Source organism: Virgibacillus sp. AGTR (assembly GCF_016919725.2).
In the GTDB taxonomy this organism is placed as follows: Bacteria; Bacillota; Bacilli; order Bacillales; family Amphibacillaceae; genus Virgibacillus; species Virgibacillus salarius.
In genome coordinates, this window is sequence record NZ_JAJERH010000084.1 from 1 (window position 1) to 18,492 (window position 18,492).

At 34.1% G+C, this 18,492-nt stretch carries 18 protein-coding genes and 2 pseudogenes; 5 read left to right on the top strand and 15 right to left on the bottom strand.

The features are described from left to right. Window positions 1-147 precede the first annotated feature (147 nt). Window positions 148-906: an alpha/beta fold hydrolase gene (locus JUJ52_RS20070; RefSeq protein WP_228089155.1), complete on the bottom strand. Its 759-nt coding sequence runs from the start codon at window positions 904-906 to the stop codon at window positions 148-150. Between the two features lie 644 nt (window positions 907-1,550). On the opposite strand from JUJ52_RS20070, the gene JUJ52_RS20075 reads away from it, so the two are divergent. Next, window positions 1,551-2,282 carry a DUF421 domain-containing protein gene (locus tag JUJ52_RS20075; RefSeq protein ID WP_228089156.1) on the top strand — a complete coding sequence of 244 codons (732 nt, stop codon included), beginning with the start codon at window positions 1,551-1,553 and terminating at the stop codon, window positions 2,280-2,282. Between the two features lie 304 nt (window positions 2,283-2,586). Here JUJ52_RS20075 and JUJ52_RS20080 read toward each other — a convergent pair whose 3' ends face one another. The 3 genes from JUJ52_RS20080 to JUJ52_RS20090 form a co-directional block, all read right to left on the bottom strand. Further along, a complete protein-coding gene (locus JUJ52_RS20080) occupies window positions 2,587-3,312 on the bottom strand; it encodes a M1 family aminopeptidase (RefSeq protein ID WP_228089157.1) in 726 nt (241 codons plus the stop codon). Beyond that, window positions 3,290-4,024, bottom strand: a complete 735-nt coding sequence (locus JUJ52_RS20085; RefSeq protein ID WP_228089158.1) for a gluzincin family metallopeptidase — start codon at window positions 4,022-4,024, stop codon at window positions 3,290-3,292. The genes JUJ52_RS20080 and JUJ52_RS20085 overlap by 23 nt, the downstream gene beginning before the upstream one ends. A 1,152-nt stretch (window positions 4,025-5,176) precedes the next feature. Then, complete coding sequence (locus JUJ52_RS20090) at window positions 5,177-5,629, bottom strand: NUDIX hydrolase (protein ID WP_228089159.1); 453 nt, start codon at window positions 5,627-5,629, stop codon at window positions 5,177-5,179. A gap of 759 nt (window positions 5,630-6,388) precedes the next feature. Between JUJ52_RS20090 and JUJ52_RS20095 the strand changes: the two genes are divergently transcribed. The 3 genes and pseudogenes from JUJ52_RS20095 to JUJ52_RS20105 all read left to right on the top strand — a co-directional run bounded on the left by JUJ52_RS20095 (window position 6,389) and on the right by JUJ52_RS20105 (window position 7,010). After that, window positions 6,389-6,571, top strand: coding sequence for a S8 family serine peptidase (locus tag JUJ52_RS20095; RefSeq protein ID WP_228089160.1), 183 nt, complete (start codon window positions 6,389-6,391; stop codon window positions 6,569-6,571). Then, a pseudogene (locus JUJ52_RS20100) lies at window positions 6,544-6,712 on the top strand (polymorphic toxin type 35 domain-containing protein); the annotation flags it as partial. The gene JUJ52_RS20095 and the pseudogene JUJ52_RS20100, both read left to right, overlap by 28 nt. A gap of 1 nt (window position 6,713) precedes the next feature. Then, window positions 6,714-7,010: a hypothetical protein gene (locus JUJ52_RS20105; RefSeq protein ID WP_228089161.1), complete on the top strand. Its 297-nt coding sequence runs from the start codon at window positions 6,714-6,716 to the stop codon at window positions 7,008-7,010. A 569-nt stretch (window positions 7,011-7,579) separates the two neighbouring features. On the opposite strand, the gene JUJ52_RS20110 is transcribed toward JUJ52_RS20105, so the two are convergent. The 5 genes from JUJ52_RS20110 to JUJ52_RS20130 all read right to left on the bottom strand — a co-directional run bounded on the left by JUJ52_RS20110 (window position 7,580) and on the right by JUJ52_RS20130 (window position 11,332). Further along, window positions 7,580-8,074 carry a nucleoside/nucleotide kinase family protein gene (locus tag JUJ52_RS20110; protein ID WP_228089171.1) on the bottom strand — a complete coding sequence of 165 codons (495 nt, stop codon included), beginning with the start codon at window positions 8,072-8,074 and terminating at the stop codon, window positions 7,580-7,582. A gap of 158 nt (window positions 8,075-8,232) precedes the next feature. Continuing rightward, window positions 8,233-8,583 (bottom strand): VOC family protein, encoded by a 351-nt coding sequence (locus JUJ52_RS20115; protein ID WP_228089162.1) that lies wholly within the window; start codon window positions 8,581-8,583, stop codon window positions 8,233-8,235. A 380-nt stretch (window positions 8,584-8,963) separates the two neighbouring features. Further along, entirely contained in the window at window positions 8,964-9,155 is a 192-nt protein-coding gene (locus tag JUJ52_RS20120; RefSeq protein ID WP_228089163.1) for a DUF6366 family protein, read from the bottom strand. 670 nt (window positions 9,156-9,825) lie between these two features. Beyond that, a complete protein-coding gene (locus JUJ52_RS20125) occupies window positions 9,826-10,014 on the bottom strand; it encodes a hypothetical protein (RefSeq protein ID WP_228089164.1) in 189 nt (62 codons plus the stop codon). Window positions 10,015-10,747: 733 nt separating this feature from the next. Then, window positions 10,748-11,332, bottom strand: a complete 585-nt coding sequence (locus JUJ52_RS20130; protein ID WP_228089165.1) for a TetR/AcrR family transcriptional regulator — start codon at window positions 11,330-11,332, stop codon at window positions 10,748-10,750. Between the two features lie 424 nt (window positions 11,333-11,756). On the opposite strand from JUJ52_RS20130, the gene JUJ52_RS20135 reads away from it, so the two are divergent. Further along, window positions 11,757-12,356: an HD domain-containing protein gene (locus tag JUJ52_RS20135; RefSeq protein ID WP_228089166.1), complete on the top strand. Its 600-nt coding sequence runs from the start codon at window positions 11,757-11,759 to the stop codon at window positions 12,354-12,356. Between the two features lie 322 nt (window positions 12,357-12,678). Here JUJ52_RS20135 and JUJ52_RS20140 read toward each other — a convergent pair whose 3' ends face one another. The 6 genes and pseudogenes from JUJ52_RS20140 to JUJ52_RS20165 all read right to left on the bottom strand — a co-directional run bounded on the left by JUJ52_RS20140 (window position 12,679) and on the right by JUJ52_RS20165 (window position 18,181). Beyond that, window positions 12,679-13,548 carry a GNAT family N-acetyltransferase gene (locus tag JUJ52_RS20140; RefSeq protein ID WP_228089167.1) on the bottom strand — a complete coding sequence of 290 codons (870 nt, stop codon included), beginning with the start codon at window positions 13,546-13,548 and terminating at the stop codon, window positions 12,679-12,681. A 144-nt stretch (window positions 13,549-13,692) separates the two neighbouring features. Next, on the bottom strand, window positions 13,693-14,079 hold the full coding sequence (locus JUJ52_RS20145; RefSeq protein WP_205389297.1) for a DUF6262 family protein: 387 nt from the start codon (window positions 14,077-14,079) through the stop codon (window positions 13,693-13,695). 266 nt (window positions 14,080-14,345) lie between these two features. Continuing rightward, window positions 14,346-16,034, bottom strand: coding sequence for a tyrosine-type recombinase/integrase (locus tag JUJ52_RS20150; protein ID WP_228089168.1), 1,689 nt, complete (start codon window positions 16,032-16,034; stop codon window positions 14,346-14,348). Next, window positions 16,031-17,159: pseudogene (locus tag JUJ52_RS20155) on the bottom strand (tyrosine-type recombinase/integrase). The gene JUJ52_RS20150 and the pseudogene JUJ52_RS20155 overlap by 4 nt, the downstream one beginning before the upstream one ends. Window positions 17,160-17,187: 28 nt before the next feature. Then, window positions 17,188-17,511 carry a hypothetical protein gene (locus JUJ52_RS20160; RefSeq protein ID WP_228089169.1) on the bottom strand — a complete coding sequence of 108 codons (324 nt, stop codon included), beginning with the start codon at window positions 17,509-17,511 and terminating at the stop codon, window positions 17,188-17,190. A gap of 373 nt (window positions 17,512-17,884) precedes the next feature. Continuing rightward, window positions 17,885-18,181, bottom strand: coding sequence for a hypothetical protein (locus JUJ52_RS20165; protein WP_228089170.1), 297 nt, complete (start codon window positions 18,179-18,181; stop codon window positions 17,885-17,887). Between the last annotated feature and the right edge of the window lie 311 nt (window positions 18,182-18,492).

Genomic DNA, 18,492 nt, shown 5'->3' on the forward strand with positions numbered 1-18,492 from the left:
TTTATTACTTAACATTGCCACATCGTCACTAGAATACAACATTTTGGATCCCTTAGTCTTTTAACATAAATATCCAGTTAAACTACTGAGTGTTATTCATTATCCGACTGGAGACACAGTCCTTTTTCCATTATTACACCTAACTGTTTAAGACAAATAAGTTGTTTTTAAACTCGACATCCACCCAATTATTTCATCTGATACTTTTTTTGGCGAATCCCAATGTAAATTGTGCTTTGTATTATTTATACCTACAACTTTCACTCTTTCTATGCCCTTTTTTATCTTTTTAATTCCTTCTGTCCGCGAATCGTCCTCTATCGGTACAGTGGCATGAAAGAATAATGTAGGACACTTTATACTTTCATAAGTACTAGAGCTAGGTTCTATGTAAAAAGCTTTAATTGTAGATAAAAGACTAAATGTATCTGCTTTCAACTTGAATTTACCATCAACCTTGTCAAAATTTGAAATTATAATATGATCAAGGTGGTTGTTCCATTTCTTTGTTGTATATGCTTGATATGTGTCAACAACATCTTTCCATGAAGAATAAACAGCAGTATCAATGTATTCTTCGTATTCTTCCCAAGCAGAAAGTGCCTTCTCTTTTGTCAATCCTTCTACATGCTCAGGAAACACATACCCTCCGTCAATCAAGATCATTCGCTTTACTAAAGAAGAAAATATATAGTCCTCTTCATGCTCCAAAGGTGGAGTTTTCCCGTGGCCTGGACTATCTAAAAAAATTAGGTGAAAGTCATCTTTCAGGTATTCAGCAAGACCACCAAAGGAATTCGAATCACCCGTCATGCCATGGAGACATATTAGAGAAGGGGCACTTTGATTGCCACATTCATAGCCGTAGAATGTATGATTATCGATAGTTATTTTAAACTCTTTCATATCGCCATAGCCCTCTTCCTAAACATTTCTATTCATTTAGGTTAAATATTTCCCCTAACTACAATTAATTCAATTTTCCTCTCTAAAATCCATTCTGCATTCTATCCCTTTAAATGAAATATGGAGGTGTTCATTATTCAGATTTTGCACTCTTTTGTTGAAAAAGGAATATTATTAGTTGGTTATCAGCTCTTCAAACTTATAATTAGTTTATTTAACATTTCTAATTAAACAAAAGTGATTATATCTTCTTTCGACATTTAAAATGTTTTCTTCGAATAAAACACAATGTTTGTTTGTACACTTTTGTCCTCCTCTTCTTCCACTATTCTGCCCAATAGTTGAAATACTTAACATCCGAAACATTATTTATATTTTAACATAAAATATCCTCGGACTAGTTTTAATTACTCCTTAATATGGCTCTATTCAGGCATCACATCTATTCAAGAATCCCGCTCTATAATAAAATAACGAAGAGTTTTATTTCATTTTCTTTAATATCCCTCTTAGCAATTTTTAAAATATTAGAGATGTAGAGATAAATATTTTTTACAGCTTTTTTATATTTCCATTAACATGTAAATAATAAATAAATATCTGTGTCATATTAAAATGTAAAGTTCTCTATACGAGGTGATGTTATGGAACATGCATTACAAATATTAAAAGTTTTAGGTCGAGTTGTCACCATTTTGCCACTAGCACTGTTTGCAACACTTTATATGGGAAAACGCTCGATAGGTGAATTGCCGGTGTTTGACTTTTTAGTCATTTTGACTTTGGGTGCTGTAGTTGGTGCTGATATTGCAGACCCACAGATCAATCATATATATACAGCGATTGCCATTATTGCAATAGCTTTACTACAGAAATTAATTGCGACTTGGAAAATCAAAAATCGTAAAATAGGTCGTTTGTTAACATTTGAACCTACAATGGTCATTTATCATGGACAGTTTTTAGTGAATAAAATGAAAAAAATACAGTACCCGATTGATACCATTTTGCAAATGTTAAGAGAACAACAAATTTTTAATGTAAAGGATGTTGAATTAGCTATAGTTGAAGCAAATGGATATTTATCTGTTAAATTGTATCCTGAAAAGGAAGTTGCACGCGTCGAACATATTTCACCAGAACCGGATGTTTTTAATAAGGGGATTGATGTACCAGTTGTTATGGATGGAGAGATCTATGAAAAAGTCCTATATTCAAGAAATTTAAATGAATCATGGCTTTATGAAGAGTTAGAAAGAAAAAATATTTCCGATGTAAAGGAGGTCTTTTATGCAGCTGTTAACGATATGAATGAACTACATGTAAGTATAAAAAACACAAATAATCCTCAAAACCCTCCACCTATCCTACACTAGAAAGGTTTGAAGTTTTATATTTCTAAATCGTAACTATCAAATGTTCCCTAAAAGTTAGACGGTTATTTCATGAGGCAGTGAGTTTGGCACAAGTTCGATATTGTATGGGACTCTAGCTTTTAATTTTTCCTTCATGCGCTTTATGTTGTAATATGATATGTACTATATGAACACTAATTCTTATTATTCAGTTAGGTAAGGGTTTGACGTTATCGCTCCCGGCGATCTGCCCATTCCGTCGGGCGTATAGACAGGATGGGCGTGTTTTACTAAATAAATATCTGTCACTAACAGGACCTCCTTTTCACATCGTTTCCTCCACAAAAACCCGATGTTCTCTGAAGAAATCAGTTAGATCCTGATTCGTCGCTTCTTCCATAATCCGTATAAAATCAGCTGTCGTTGCTACACGAAACTTCATTTTCCTATAATACGTCTTCATCCCTTTATAAAAAAGTTCATCACCGACTTTTTCATGCAAATCATGTAATGTCTTCGCACCAAAATCGTAGATCACATCACTATATTTCCCCATTCCACCCTCATCTTCCCGGTCCGTGAACGTAGACACAGGAGAGGTAAGGTGATAGTTCTTATTCCCGAATTTTCTCACCCAGCTAAAATCAAGTGTTTCATAAAAAGCAACATAGCTGGCATAGGTAGAAAAAGATTCATCCAGCCATGGCTCAGCATATTGGTCGTTCCCCACAGCACCGTAAAACCATTGGTGTGCGGTCTCATGTTCAACAGTTTGGTAGATTGCCTCAACACTCGAATGTGCTGGCGTATTTACCATGATCAACTGTGGGTACTCCATGCCTAAATCGGATTCCTTGCCCATATCAAGGCTGATGATATCCAGTTCATCCCAAGGGTATTCACCAAATAAGTCTTTAAAAAGCGGAAGGACATAGTTTGCTGTTGCAAGCATTGCTTCTACATCATCCTTATCTTCGTCTGCATAAAACACATTTACCTGAATTCCGTCCACCATTCCTACATTTTGATTAAAATCCCTGTTGAATACCATGGCAAAATCCCGGACATTTTCTGCTTGGAACTGATATGTAGCCATAATTTACTATCGGTTTCGCTCGCTGTCCAGTAGCGGCGACTGTATAGCTTTCCTCTATCTGTATAGTGACCTCGAAATTACTTGACAAGGAATAGAACGACTCTCCTTCAGCAAAATAAGGATTTAGATTCCACCCATGATGATCGTAGACTGCTAGAATAGGAAACCAATTTCCAAGTGAAACCTGTGAACTATGCCAGCCAAATCGACCCTTTTGTTTAGGAATTGTTACCGTGAAATCCATTGAAATCGTGGCCTCTTTTCTTTTTTCCAAGGAGATGCCGCTTATATTCAACACTGTATTTTGCACCATAAAATCAGTTTCCTTACTGTTCAACTGAACATTGCTAACCTCGATACTCCCATCTTCTAATTGCTTGGCGTTTGGCCATAAATTAAAATATATATGCTCTAGGGTTTTATCGAGATTATTGTGAAAACGTACATCCATATTACCCCTTAATTCATGGTTTTTTTCATCATAAACTACATCTATTTTGTACAATGGATCTGTAGGTCCGTACAAGATATCGTTTGTAGATAAGTCCTGTTTTGCAATCTCTTCTTTTTTCACTTCTGTTTCGTTACTTTTTGTTGCATCTGACTCCCTTGTGCATCCACACGTAACAATAAGGAGAGAAAGAAACAGGAGCAACAGTACTCGCATGATTGCAGTCTCCTTTCTATATTTCTATTAAGTATAGCTTTATTCGGTATAAGCAATTATGTCATTTGCTTTCATATCAGAGATGCCATCTTTATTGTCAAACAGCTATGCCGTCGCTCACTATATTCGCTTCATCGAGTTGTGTTCATAAACAGCAAATATACAAACAAGAAAACTAGAAATCCACCTACCAACGCTAGATAGCTTCCCTTTTTTTTACTATTTCTTCGATCCCAACGGTAAGACTGTATAGTGCGAGAGATATCAAACCAAGATGCAAATAGGTATAATCAATCATTAATGCCACTAGATTGAAGATAATTACTCCACCTGCGAACAGTAATTTTGAAGTTAACAGCACTTTTGGCGTATCGACAAAATGCTGCTACCTGTTTTTTAGGAAATTTCTCATTGGAGTAGTCGAAACATCCTGTAGCTTCATACAATTCCTGATAAGCGTATTTACTCCGACCCGTTCAATCCGCTATCCTAACTATAAGATAGGTTGCAATAATTGTAAGCATAGCGAAATGGCACAAGCACTTATACTTATAGTAGAAAGGGTGACCCAGCTATTAAGAGTACGACCTTTATATCTCATCAGATTAATAATGTGAGGTGTCAATGTAATTATTCCAAACACAATGCTACCGATATCGAGCAAAAATATATTTTCCCCTCGCGTTATTTATCTACTCTTTCTTCGACAAAATGGGACTTACCTTCAAAATAGGGCGATAATCCTTACTCTAGAATTGCGCCCTTTTCTGGAATATTACTTATTCCTTATTAGTTTCCGATTATTTTTTTATAATAATTGACCGCAAATCCTTGAACGGTGAATAATAGTAATACCCATATCGCATCCCTATATGTATCATATGGTATGCTCGCAATGAAATTGTGATATAAATGAAGAATAAGCCATCCGATTGGAAATACACCAAGTGCATATTTAGATGAATAAGTTAATATTTGTTCTTTTTTATCTTTAGATTCATCACTTCTTGAAAATTTAAAATCCGTTATTAGAGCATATATAAAGAATGGAAGTACCAATGCACCAATAATAAGGCATTAATTGAGTCCTCCTCTCTTTAAGAAAATAATATTCTTTTAAATGGCTCTTACATGCAAAATGGGGACATTGCTTCATAGGTATCTTCGTTTATACTCATTGATTATTGGTAAATCTGGTGGGCTAATATTGGAAGGAAGATCAGTCAAAGTAAAGAATTTCAAATCTTTAACTTCATTCTCATCTCTTTTTAACATTCCACTATAATTCCGGCAGATATAAGCTGTCACTACATTATATACTTCGTCACCGTGGGGATATTTATAGTAAAAATCAAGTCCTGAATAGACATCTAAAAGGGTTAAACTATTTGCAATTAAACCCGTCTCTTCTAGTAACTCCCTTTTCGCTACTTGTTCTAAAGTTTCTCCTATTTCCATAGAACCTCCAGCTAATCCCCAACAATTATTATCTTTGCGAAGCTGTAATAATAATTCATTTTTATTATTTACAAGAATTACGCATGCTCCCACCATGATTAGAGGACGACTACCTACGATATCCCTTAAATTCATAATGTACCCCATAATATCCTCCGATCGCATATGAAATTAACCATAAGTCCTTACTCAGTAAAATGGCCCTATTGTCCAGAGATGATGACGTCTGAAGATTTAAAAGCGTTAAGTGCACTTATCTACAGCCACGTAAATCTTATGGCACTTTTAAATTGGATATGATGGAACGAATTCCAATCGAGGAAAGGCAATCAGAAATGGAAAACCCTTTACATCTTTAATTGTATTCCTTATTGCTGGTAGTGACAGGTTCGCTGGTACTACCCCAAATAGGTAAATATTTAAAGCTTACTCCAGCATTTTCGCTCCATTCGCCGTTATAAACTGAATTATAAGTTCTTTATCCTTTTAGATAAGAGATTTTAGAATTCTCTGAGTCAACATTTTATTCGATATTGATCTATTTTTATAACCGATTGATACAAACCAAGCCTAGTAGATCTGATACTAAAGTGTTTGTTCTTACTAATACGGTTGTTTGATGTTTTAGAAGCTTATAAGCCTCAAAAAGAACTTGGACACTGGACACTAAAATTCATTAATTTTTAAAATTATATGGATTTTTAAAAATTATATTATAAAATATATATTTTTGCCACAAACTTGGGAAGGGAGGACTAATAGATTAAGTATAAATATCTTGTCTCAGGTCTAGTATTGATAGTAATTCTCGCTACTTCGTCAATGCTATACTGTTACAATAAGATGGATGATTTTAAAAAACTTCAATGGTCAAACGGACAAGTCTCACCATGGGGTCAAGATCTAATGGGGGTAAATGCAAATACAGAAGATGAAAATATTAAAATAGCAATATTAGATAGCGGTATTAATAAAAGCCATGAAGATTTAGAGGGTAAGATAGTAAAAGAATTTAATGCAATTGATGGAAGTATTACTAACGACGTATTTAATCATGGGACAGCAATTGGAGCGATGTCTCTAAAGTAATATCGCATGTAATGCGTTATGGTAAAGAGAGTGCGTATAAAAATGTTCGTAAAAAAAACATTGAAGATGAGTGGAAGAACTACAGTAACTTTTAAAAGGTCTAACGGAAAAATATACATTAGTAATGGGTGGGTGAACTAAATTGATTAACAAGTTAAAGGACTTTATTTTAAGTGGTAATCTAGAAAAGGCTAAAAAAATCTCTAGCGATCTTTCTTATGAAGAACTTGATGCAGAATTAACAAACATTGCTTTTAATAATTCTAATATTACCAACTATGCCTTTATTATGAGATTAATAGTTGAGAATGAAAAAGTAGAACTTCATGGAATAGCTTTTGATATGCTGGTTAACCCACTATGTCACATTAAAGGAGCTTACTACGTTGCATTATATCACGCAAAGCGTTGTGTTGAATTAACTATCAACAAGATGTAGGTTATTTAACTAACCTCCTGTTTTTACATGATGTTCCTGATACTGTAGTATCCGAAAAGGAAGCATTTAACGTTGCTAGAAAGATTCTTTTATTAGATCCTAACAATGAAATAGCAAAAAATTTATGGATGAAAATAGTGACAGCAAACTGTAAATAGTCGAGTTGAAGGAAGTGACTAACTTCCGACCCATGCATTTCTTTTAAATCCAACACCTTGTTCGATATCGATAAGTAGACTCTTCAGCCCTTGGCTTGTCCAGTATTGGTCGTCAAGGGCTTTATATGAGATTGTATTTTAGAATTCATCCATTGTTTTTTGTGAAAAAGTTTGATTTTAAGTAAGCCCGAACTAAAAAATGCAACTTCCCAGAAACGCATGACAAATAACCGCAAATCATTCATTTTTTTAAATCGGATTTGCGGTTATTTGATTTACTTGCCTGTCACTTTTGGAGGTAATTTACACCTATTTTAAGTGTTATTTTGCATAGGGATCAAAGAGATGGCGATCGCCACCCCTTAAATACTTTTCTGCAACAAACCCCGTTTGAGGAAGATGTCCATAAGGTTATTCTAGCTGTTCGCATATATGACATACAATCTCTGATACTGGTTTTATTCCATCAATGATGATGTCAGAATTGGGTTTAATTGTATTTAGCATTTCAATGTAACCTTTTCTACCTTTGGAAATGTAATTCTCCATATCTGCCAAGATATTTTTAACGGAAGCCGTTCGAAAATCTCTAACCATTCGGCGTGCTAACGCAATATCCAGAGGAGTATCAATAAATACAGCGAAATCAATAAATTTACTTATTTTAAAATGTTTATAGGCAAAAGGAAAATCTAAGATAATATAATTGAGTTGCTGATTGCGTAGCACTTGTAAATCCCTTATGAGAGGTGTTAAGTTCCATAGGTTATAATTAGAACCACTCTCCACCCAATTTATAATGTTATCGGGACCATCAAAATAAAGTGCCTTTGAATTAGATAATTTCTGAATTAAACTTGTAGTGACCGCTGTTTTCCCTCCACCAGAAACTCCGGCTATTGCAATTACAAAGGGAAGTTTCCTTTCTTCATGACATCCTTATCTTTTTTTGATTCGCCTCTTCTTCAACAAACTAGCCCTTTTAACCAATATCTGAAATAACCTTATTTCAGATTTGCGTCGAATTGCGTAACATCTTGATGTACATCTCTTAAAGCATTCGTTTAAAGATGGATTAAGATATTGACGAGCTTACCGAACGGATCCCTTACGAAAAAACGTCGTACACCCCATGGTTCACTAATTGGGCCATACTCAATTGGAATTTCTGCTTCTTGTATGCGGTTTAATGCATCATCAAGATTATCAACTTCAATTGACAAATCAGGTACCGGTGTGCCGGAACCACCTTCTGAAAGGAAACTAATTTGCGGTTGCATTTTTACATGCGATCCGTATGTTGCAATAAAATTCATATTCATTAATTGGTCAAGTCCAAGAATTTCCTCGTAAAAACGCTTAGCCTTTGTAATATCTTGTGTCTCCACATTGGCAACAATGCGTTTAACTTTCATTCTTACAACCCCCAGTCGCTATTAATTTCTACACTCACTTAAATAATCCTTGTCAAAATGCAAATCCTCTTAAAAATATTCAATAAGGTAAAAATTCAATCAGTAGGGGATAAACAAACCCCCACTGATTTTTAATACCACAAGGGTATGACCTAAAGGCCTTAGAACCAATCCAACATTATTTACCGTCAGCTGATCCCCCACTTATCCATATTGTTTCACTTTATTGCTTGAAGTAGGGGGCTTACTTCCAGTTATATGCGGGATAAAATCCTTTCTTGAAATACAGCATAAAGGTCCTCTTATTCCCGACATACACCCGTCAATTAAATAAGAACGGACTATTATTCAAGAATAGTTTCTTGACAGAAATACGTCCTTTAATGAAAGAAAATGACATATATTATAATAGCTAATATTAATACAAGAATGAGTATTCCAGTACCCTTCCAACCTATACCACCTACTAAATCAGGAAGACTACTTCCGTGAATACTACTAGAAGTATTTTTTAATTCCTCTTGTCTCATTCTTTCTCTTCTTTCTTCAGAAGTTTCGTTATCTCTGTCCATTTTATCCCCCCTAAAAGTTGTTTTATTCCGTAAAATGTCCTTTTAAATAAATATATGGCACTGTTCATTATTCCAGATTCGTGCCCGATTGTGGAGTCTAGTTATGTGGATAATATGTAAAAAATAAAACCTGATGGTCTTATAAAAACTCAATCAATCGATAGATTGTTATGGCTTTCGAATAACTGATGGATACTTATAACTAATCAGCAAATGTCGAAATCAATAAACTTATTCCAAAAAAGAGATAGGCAACCTGTATGATTATGTACATTGTAAATTCAAAGATTAAAAGTTTTCTTTGCTTTTTAGTTTTTTCTAAATGTCGTAAATAGAAAGCAGCACTAATAATAAGTATGACGTAAGAAATTGTACGTAATACCTCTGCAAAAATTACCAAGTATATCAACTCCTTCTTCTTGAATTATATACCCGCATCATTGATCCACAAAATTTGTTCTTATGTTCTGATCGAAGTTAACTCTCATATTGAAATGGACCCGATTATTAATTTATGTAGTTCGCTTTTTTGAATAACGTTATTATAAGTGCAACTAAAATGACACCTAGTATGGAACCTAAAAAAATCTCTCGCATTCCATGTTTGCGCCCGTTTTTTAAATAAGCATGGTTCCTTTAATAATTTGTGTTTCCTCTTAAATAAAGTCTGTTATCTTTCAGATTTATTTTTATTCCAATCATATGGCTTTTTTGACCACTCCCAAAATGCATAAAACAAAAATGTAAAAACAAGAATTCCGATATTGTCTATCCACTGAATTTCCTCATTAAAGATTAAATCATTAATTGTAAATCCCACAAAAAATATTAAAGCATTGATAATGCTATTTTTTAACACATTTATCCCTCCGTTAAAACAAACCTATCTTGTAAATTCACTGTGTCTATATGTCCTTGAGCACGACAATAATTATTCTTCATTAGATCCAATTTCCAAAAATTAAGAACAAAATAATTTCATTTCTTTTCCATCTCATAAAAAGGAAATAAACATTAAGAAAGAGCACAATTCTTGCTATGGAAGCGCCCATTTTATGCAACATTAATGCTCTTTCTCTCCCTTTAATCCAACATTTATCAATGAAAGATATTATTATAGCTAACTATTATTACAATAATGTGCTCGATTTTTAATTTAATCCAAAGTTTTATATAAATCGATAATATCTTAATAAAATGTAATTTTTATTCCAGTATTCTGTTTTTTCATATTTGAAGGTGAAACCTCTAGCTTCATAAAATGGGGATCCCTTTTTGGACATAAATCACTGAGTAATCTTCCGATGCCTAATCATTTTAAATTCTTCTGTTTATATTCTTTGATTTCATCAAAGACAGAATCAACTCCTGCTATTATGATAACCCACTCTATTAAGGTAAGGTCAAAGCCATTGATAATGCTAAAACAAATAATGTCACCATTAACATTGCGATGGTTAGCCTAATGATTCTCATTGGTTTTGTATTTAGCTGTTGCTCTTGTTCTTTCTAAAAAAAATAAACCTATTTTTGACACCCCTCTGTTAAGCATTTTGCTAATTGATTCCGGTTAGTCCTGCCATAATCTTTTGTTAATGCATACGTAAATAACGTAGTACCTGATGCTTACCGCAAGAAATGTACTTATTATCTCCTTCTAGTTTACTAATCATAATACTTCCCTCAAAAATTGCAACAATAAAGGAAGCCAACTCCTCTGTATCAATGTCAGGAGCTAACTCTCCGTTTTGAATACCTTCTTCAACAATCTCTTTAATCATGTTGAGGAATGTATGGAGAGCTACGAGTGCTTTCTTCCTTAAAAGTGGATTTGTATCATCACTATCTACGGCAGTATTTAGCAATGGACATCCCCCTTTTACCGGTGGATTATTTACCACATCTTCATATACATCAAACAAAGAACCGATTTTTTCTGTTGCTGTGTTAGCATGAAGAATCGCTTCAGAAAAGTGTTGTGAGACAGTATAAGTAGCGTAATCAAATGCCTCTAACGCAATCTCATCTTTACTTTTAAAATTGCGGTAAATCCCCCCCTTTTGTAGACCTGTAGCATCCATAATGTCATTCATTGAGCAGCCAGCATATCCCTTTTGATTAAACAATTCCGCTGACTTTTGAACAATGTGTTTCCGAGTTTGCTCACCTTTTCTCATAATATCCTCCATTATCTTTGTTGATAAATTGAAACATGTTTTAGTTGTACATTAACATATAATGAGTTATCTTAGAAGAGACCGATCGGTCTTTTTTATGATCTAGGGAATTATAAAATTAGCCCATGTGGATAAATCTGGGCGTGTTGAGACGCGTTTAGCTTCAACACCCAAAAACGGTGCGACTTCATGAATCGCCTTAGATAAGTCATCATCGGCTCCCTAGCACACCGTTATTCCTTTATCTCCGCAGACTCGCTCCAGTCACTACGTTTTAATCGAGCAATTGCGCTAAAAAAAGTCCGTAATAGGAGGTGTTGTGAGAAATCTATTTGACTAGCATGTAGCATCCTTTTTCCTATCATTAACCCTCGTTATAACAGTAAACTGAAAGAAAAAAATTTATTAAACTAAGGAGAAAAATATGGATAACATCATTATTCCTGACAGTAAAGTAGCAAAAGAAGCAACTCAATTAGTTTACGAGATTTCTCCAAAATTTCTTTATAATCATTGTTTGCGAACTTATGCTTTTGGCGGTGCGTTGGGGAAAAAATATGGATTCAACTATGATCAGGAGTTATTCTACCTCGCTTCTGTCTTGCATGATATTGGTCTTACAGAGCAAGTTTGTTGTAAACATTCTTTTGAATATGAAGGTGCTGATCATGCTGAGAAGTTCCTTCGTTCTCACAGCTTTTCACAAGATAAAATTAATGTAGTTCGTGAAGCGATTATTCTACACACATCAGTAATTGCTGAAGAAAAACAACCAGAAATTGCTTTGGTTCATTTAGGAGCAGGAATGGATGTAATGGGGTTACGTATCGAAGATATTTCAGAAGAAACCTTTCATTATATAATTGAAACTTATCCTCGATTAGGTTTCAAAAAATCTATGATTGAGCTCATAAAATATGATTCTAAACTTAAAAATGCTCAGCAACAACCAAATAACTTGAGTTCTTCTATGCTTCGTATGGGTTTTGTAGATTGGGTTATGAATGCACCCTTTAAAGAATAGTAAAAGTAACCCCAGATATGTAAGGTTATATAGTATTCTGGGGTTCTTGAACAAGGACAAACTCCTTACCATGCTATTATTTACATGCTTGATTACATTTGAAGCGTATTAAAAAATAATCGGTAGCCCGCCATCCATACGAATTGGAGATCCTTTATAGGGGTAGCGTCAGGAAATCGGAATTATCTTAACTTAGATGTGAGAACAATTGAAATATCAACGGTTCTCACATCATTTACATGTATTCAATGTAATATTGGTTTAAATTTAGTTTAACCATTTATGATGTGTTATTAAATAACGCACTCGTTGAATAACAATGTTATCCAAAAATCTGTGCAGCTATTCCATATAATGCTTTATTACGTGATGGTAATTGCTTTGAATTTTTAATCATTATAGGAGGCTGACTTACTTTTGTGAAACCACACTTTTCCAAATGCGACATAAAAGCCTCATTCCCTGATGGAATATCGATTCTTAATCTACCTTGATGATTATTAGCCAATTTATCAATTAACAAAGATGCTATATGAGCATTAGGTGCTACAATAGGTCCTAAAATTAGATTAATAGGTCCTAAAACAGATAGGGCAAACCCTATGATCATTCCATCGGAATCTTTGACGACAAGTGCTTCTTTTGCCTGCTTAATCCGATGGATAAGAAAAGTCTTTCTTTCCTCGCCAAAAGCATTCTTATCTAACCTCACAATTTGAGGTAAATTCTCTTCATGTATAGGAGTTATTTCCATATCCAAATTATTGTTTTGCTCTATCGAAAGATAGCTGTCACAAAGATATTTATAAACACAGTCTATCGAACAAAACCCCATGCTCTCATACATTGGTTTTCCTTCATCTGTAGCAATTAACATAACCGTGGTTTCGTCTGAAACAGAATCTAAACATTTTTGGGTTACTTTTCTTCCGAGTCCTTTACCTCTGTAATCTGGATGAACAATAACCATACCAATAGATGCTAGACTTGACCCGTACGGAATAATTGCTGCACTCGATACAATTTTCCCCTCCATATTCTTGTGTCCGTAAACTTTACCAGATGACATTACTGTTCGAATTTCATGTTTATCATAATCCCATCCAACGGCAGCTGAAAGTGCAATTAACCCTGGTATATCCAGTTCTTCAAGTGCTACTAAATTAATTTCGGTTTTTTCGGATACACTCATTTGAAGTACTCCTTCATATTAAATATTTTGTTTCTTTTTAATTTTATATTATCATTCTATGTTTTACTATTTTCATCCACCAACCCAAACCGAACCAATAGTACAATAAGTAAAACTGAAATAAAGTAGTAAATTTTTTTATTATCAAATTTTATCATAGATCAGACCACGTAATTTTAATAATTCGTCCTTTAAACGTTTGTTTTCTTCTTCAAGTTTTTTAATGCGGTTATTTTTAGCTGCGATAAGCGAATCCTTACTGGCATCAGTCATATTACGTTTTATGGTTTGCGGTGAATTTAGCCCTTCTTGCTGCTTTCGTAATCCTTCTATTCGGTTCCGTATTTCTTGATTGTTATAGAGAAAAGCTTTAGATACACCTGATTCCATGGCAACTTGATTAAAGTTAATTTTAGCCTTCGTTTTGATAAGATGTTGAATAGCCTGGTCTACCTTTTGGGCTGTCTCTTGGCTTTTCATCTGGGCATGCTTTTTTACACCTTCGGTATTTCTAATATGCTTACTTCTCATGAGTGCGTTCCTTTCCAATATATTCGCGGCCTTTTTTTCCGGCTAAATGATGAGTTGTACCATTCTTCAAAGTTTCTAGAATAGGCTCTAGACGTTCTAGAGTGGTCTGATTCTTATCTATCCATACTTGCCGCCCTAAAGCCCTGCCTCGCTCAATTACATTTTTAACTTCCGTAATTTCCATTTCAAATTGGGGTATGAATTCGGGTGTAGTACAGAAATTACGGCAAGACAGACAAGGGTTCGCTTGAGTGGGGCATGGTTGCTTAATTGGTTTCATACAAATAGCCAAGCTCCATCTTAACAGCGTCTAAATTATGGCGTATATATTCCCATTCAATGATATCTTCATTCTCGATATCCGTAAGTTCAACTTTAACCGGACGTTTATTTTCAATGTCAATACGAAAAATACCTTGTTTTGTAGCTTCTTCCCAATATTTACGCATAGTAGTATCGAGAATTTTTGCATAATGTAAAGTCATTTCAGGGGAAGCGTGGGCCATCCATTTTTGAACATGCAGTATGTTCATTCCGTTATTAAGGAGCTCTACACCCTTGGTATGCCGAAAGGCATGATTTTTGATAAAAAAGGGATTCTCTGAATCGTCAACTATGTTTTCTTCCTCAGTAAAACGCTTCAAACTTCTGCGAATGTCGTAATAATTATAGGGGCGGCCTCTCCGGACACCTTCCAGCTGTACAAATAAATAGTTTTTTGGATTATTAATTGTATTACTTTGATCTTTAGTCACTTTTATTACAGCCTCTATTACATCTGCTACTTCTTTTGTAATCGGTACACGATGATTCATTACTTGTGTTTTTCTAATATCGCCGCATAAGTACCATCCCTGCGGTGTTTGTTCCAAACAATTATCGTAACGTAGATTAAGAATATCTGATATTCTCCAACCAGTAGCCTGAAGTAATACAATAATCGGTACGTATTTTGATGGCTTTAAGAACTCTAGCTTTTCCTCAATTTGTTGAAGAATCCCTTCAGGAATGTATTTGATATCATTTTCAGACTTTTTTATCGGTCTAGGGATATCTTCTTTAAATAACAAGAGATTTACAGGCAACACAGGTGCTTCATCGAATTGCAGTTTTTCAATTGTTTCCAAGAATACATTTAGGACAATTAAATAACTTCTCTTTGACTGTATTTTTTCGTGAAACTTCTTATTATGATATATTAGATAATCTTCGATATCTTTCCGTGTTAAGGCATTTAAATCCTTCCAAGAAGGATTTTTATCATGTATAAATGTCAAAAATAACTTTAATATTCTAACGTCAAGATTACATTGGCCAAGAGATAAATGACTGATCCTAAATTTTAAATATCTTTTTGCTAAAGGACGAAAGAGAATAGGGATATCTTCGAAATTCAGGATATGTCTTGATTCGTGATCAGGAAATCTTGCACCTGGAATATTTCTAACATCCCAGATATCTTTTTCAAATTCATCTCTTATATCATAGAAGTCTTTATAAAACAAAAACAAACGATTCAGTAGATTTTCGTAATTAGATAGTTTCCTTCTCCCATAAATTCGTATGCTCAAACCTAATTCACTTAAATGTGATCTTAATTGCATGAATGCTTTATTTATGTCTAAATCTGCAAAACTATTAATATTGGGATAAAATTTCTTAAGAAATTTAGAAAGCTGTTTAAAAGACCTGGCATAATTATGTACTGCTGAATACAATTGCAGATCACCTTTTTGAATACGAGTAAGGATAAAAAACTTAATTTCATTTTTAAGTTGAGATGGAAATACTGAAAAATTCATTTTACGATGAGTTTTTCCCCATTCCGATTTTCTAAAATCAATAAAAGCTACATCGTCTGTATCCCAAATGTCATTTTCAAAGTATCCAGAAATTTTTTTGGTTATTTCACTGACTTTATTTTCTGGGAGTAGGTATCCAACAGATAAATTCATTCGTTATTCTCCTTATTTTCTTTGTTGATTTTCATTCTCTCTTGAGCGTTTTCCCAATCTTTTTGAATGTCTTCATCCGAAGGATGAATATACATCTGCATTGTTGTTTGAATATGAGCGTGGCCAGCCCGATTCATTAAATGTTCATCTCGCCAACCAGCCTTTCTTAGTTCTGTTAACGATGTGTGGCGTAACATATGCGGAGTAAAATAAATGCCTGTTTTATGACGCAGACGCTGAACCAGCGATACTACATCGGTATATTCTAACGGTTGTCCTTTGTTTTCCCCTGAAAACTTAATAAAAACATGATTTGTATCCACTTCATCGGTATGAAATTGAGCAATATAATCAAAGTACATATTAATTAGATCCTCAGATACATCGATACTTCGGGGACTACATACCGTTTTAATTTCAGCTAGATTAAACAATTCACCCCGATCACGTATATGAATTTTTCTCGCATCAACCTCGAAATCCTCAAGCCATAATGTAAGTGCTTCACCAATACGCATAGAGCTTTCCCAAAGTAGCTGTATTAAAAATTGATCCCGTATATTTACACAAGCATTCATTATTAATGCAATTTGATCTTTTGAGAGCGTTTTCATCCGCTGTTTTGGCACTTTTAATTTCAGAATATGAGAGGTAAAGGATTTATTTTTGTTTATATGGTGCAGAAAACTTTTAAACCCCTTGCGGGACCCTGATACTTGTTTCTTTAAACGTTCCGTCAGCTGAATACTATAGTCCTCATGTCTCATTAGGTAGTCATAAAATCCAAGAACAGTATTGATGATGATATTTACTGTCTTTGCTTTTCTAATTGGCTGTTTAGGGAAGATAGGGGACACCTTTACATCCTGGTGGGGGTTTTGTAACCACCGCATAAAATCCGCCATTTCATCTATTCCGATATCACGATAATCCTTGTTTATTTGTTCTAGGAATTCAAAGAACAGTTTTAAATGATATGAGAACGACCGTAAGGTATTACGTGAAGCCCCACTATTGTCCTTAAACTTTAAATACTGTAAAACGGGCTTGGACTGGCTCATTGTCATTATCTAGTAACATGTACCGAGTCTTTCCTTCTTTTGTGCAAAGGGTAATTACTCTCATGAAATCCATCCTCCTGTAGCTGAATTGTCTAAAATGGCATGATTCCCAATTGATCTTCTAATTCAGCTTTTTCTTCTTGTAGTTTTACAATTTGCTTTTTAAGATCCGTAATTTCTTCTAGTAATCTCTCAATCTTAGTTTGATCATCAATGCCTTCCTCAAAGGCTGTACCTTCCCATCTGTATGCTTCTATAAATCTATAAACTTCTTCCTCCAAAACTTCGTATGCTCGACCGTTTTCAATGCTTTTAATATTCCCCTCACTTATCCAATGGCTTACCATTTCCGTGTCACATTTGAAACCATACGATTGTAACAGAGCTGTTGTTTCTTTTAGGTTGAACATATTCATAATTTTGAATCCTCCTGATTAAATGATGTTTTTTCAAGTCTTTGCTGCTTATTAAGGGAACCATCAAATCTTCCAGGTCAGCCTCTTAAACATGAGCTTTCTTAATTTACTATAAATACTATAAAACTGAATACAGTTATCTAGGATTTAAAGAAACAAAAAAACGGATATCTTTACATTGAATACTGTAAAGTCATCCGTTATGGATAGTTAAGATAAATGCGGATTTACAACGTTAAGGAAAGTTCCATATTAAAAAGCCTAATTTCTCAACATTTATATTGAGAAATTAGGCTTTTTTCGTTGCTCCATTAAAGCGCCCTTTTCTGGAATGAATAACCCTTATAATTCAATTGTAATTGGAAAGGAATTATTATTTATTCAAGTCAATTTTTATTGGCTCTAATTCTAACGGATCATTTGGGTCTCCACCGGTTAAAGCCACTTTTGGGTGAATTTTAATATAATTAGTTTTTTCCTTTATTGATTGCGGAATAATACTCCTACCTTTAACAATAATCCTATCATTTTTCGTGATAGTTTCTAGGTCGATTCCATCTGTGGATATATGGATCTCTTTACCTTGGTCATCATAAGCCTCTAGTCGTACCTGATTATGTTTTCCTTCGATTACAAAGGTAATCTGTTTACGAGTTAAAAAATTAAGCAATTAACAACGATTTGAGACGAGTTAAATGAGACATTACCATCCCTTTTTTTGTGTGAATGACATTTTGTCGCAATAGATTAACTCGATCAAGACAAAGTTTTCCATATCTAAATGAATATCCCGTTTAGAAATATTTGAAACAAATAGAAATAATTGTATATTAGTGGTTTTATCTATGATGTAATATCTGTGTATTTCCAATATAATGAAATAGAGGTGTCCATTTTGAAGAAATCATTGATGAAAATTATTTCTGTAACTCTTATTCTCTCATTTTTAATTACAAATGTAAGTAGTATTTCTGCAAGTGC

Bases quoted from the DNA above. Each gene is read 5' to 3' on its own strand.
- JUJ52_RS20160 (WP_228089169.1), bottom strand. From the start codon at position 17,511: ATGAATATGTTCAACCTAAAAGAAACAACAGCTCTGTTACAATCGTAT.
- JUJ52_RS20090 (WP_228089159.1), bottom strand. From the start codon at position 5,629: ATGGGGTACATTATGAATTTAAGGGATATCGTAGGTAGTCGTCCTCTA.
- JUJ52_RS20150 (WP_228089168.1), bottom strand. From the start codon at position 16,034: ATGAATTTATCTGTTGGATACCTACTCCCAGAAAATAAAGTCAGTGAA.
- JUJ52_RS20085 (WP_228089158.1), bottom strand. From the start codon at position 4,024: ATGCGAGTACTGTTGCTCCTGTTTCTTTCTCTCCTTATTGTTACGTGT.
- JUJ52_RS20120 (WP_228089163.1), bottom strand. From the start codon at position 9,155: ATGGACAGAGATAACGAAACTTCTGAAGAAAGAAGAGAAAGAATGAGA.
- JUJ52_RS20135 (WP_228089166.1), top strand. From the start codon at position 11,757: ATGGATAACATCATTATTCCTGACAGTAAAGTAGCAAAAGAAGCAACT.
- JUJ52_RS20140 (WP_228089167.1), bottom strand. From the start codon at position 13,548: ATGAGTGTATCCGAAAAAACCGAAATTAATTTAGTAGCACTTGAAGAA.
- JUJ52_RS20095 (WP_228089160.1), top strand. From the start codon at position 6,389: ATGGGGGTAAATGCAAATACAGAAGATGAAAATATTAAAATAGCAATA.
- JUJ52_RS20080 (WP_228089157.1), bottom strand. From the start codon at position 3,312: ATGGTATTCAACAGGGATTTTAATCAAAATGTAGGAATGGTGGACGGA.
- JUJ52_RS20130 (WP_228089165.1), bottom strand. From the start codon at position 11,332: ATGAGAAAAGGTGAGCAAACTCGGAAACACATTGTTCAAAAGTCAGCG.
- JUJ52_RS20115 (WP_228089162.1), bottom strand. From the start codon at position 8,583: ATGAAAGTTAAACGCATTGTTGCCAATGTGGAGACACAAGATATTACA.
- JUJ52_RS20145 (WP_205389297.1), bottom strand. From the start codon at position 14,079: ATGAGAAGTAAGCATATTAGAAATACCGAAGGTGTAAAAAAGCATGCC.
- JUJ52_RS20070 (WP_228089155.1), bottom strand. From the start codon at position 906: ATGAAAGAGTTTAAAATAACTATCGATAATCATACATTCTACGGCTAT.
- JUJ52_RS20075 (WP_228089156.1), top strand. From the start codon at position 1,551: ATGGAACATGCATTACAAATATTAAAAGTTTTAGGTCGAGTTGTCACC.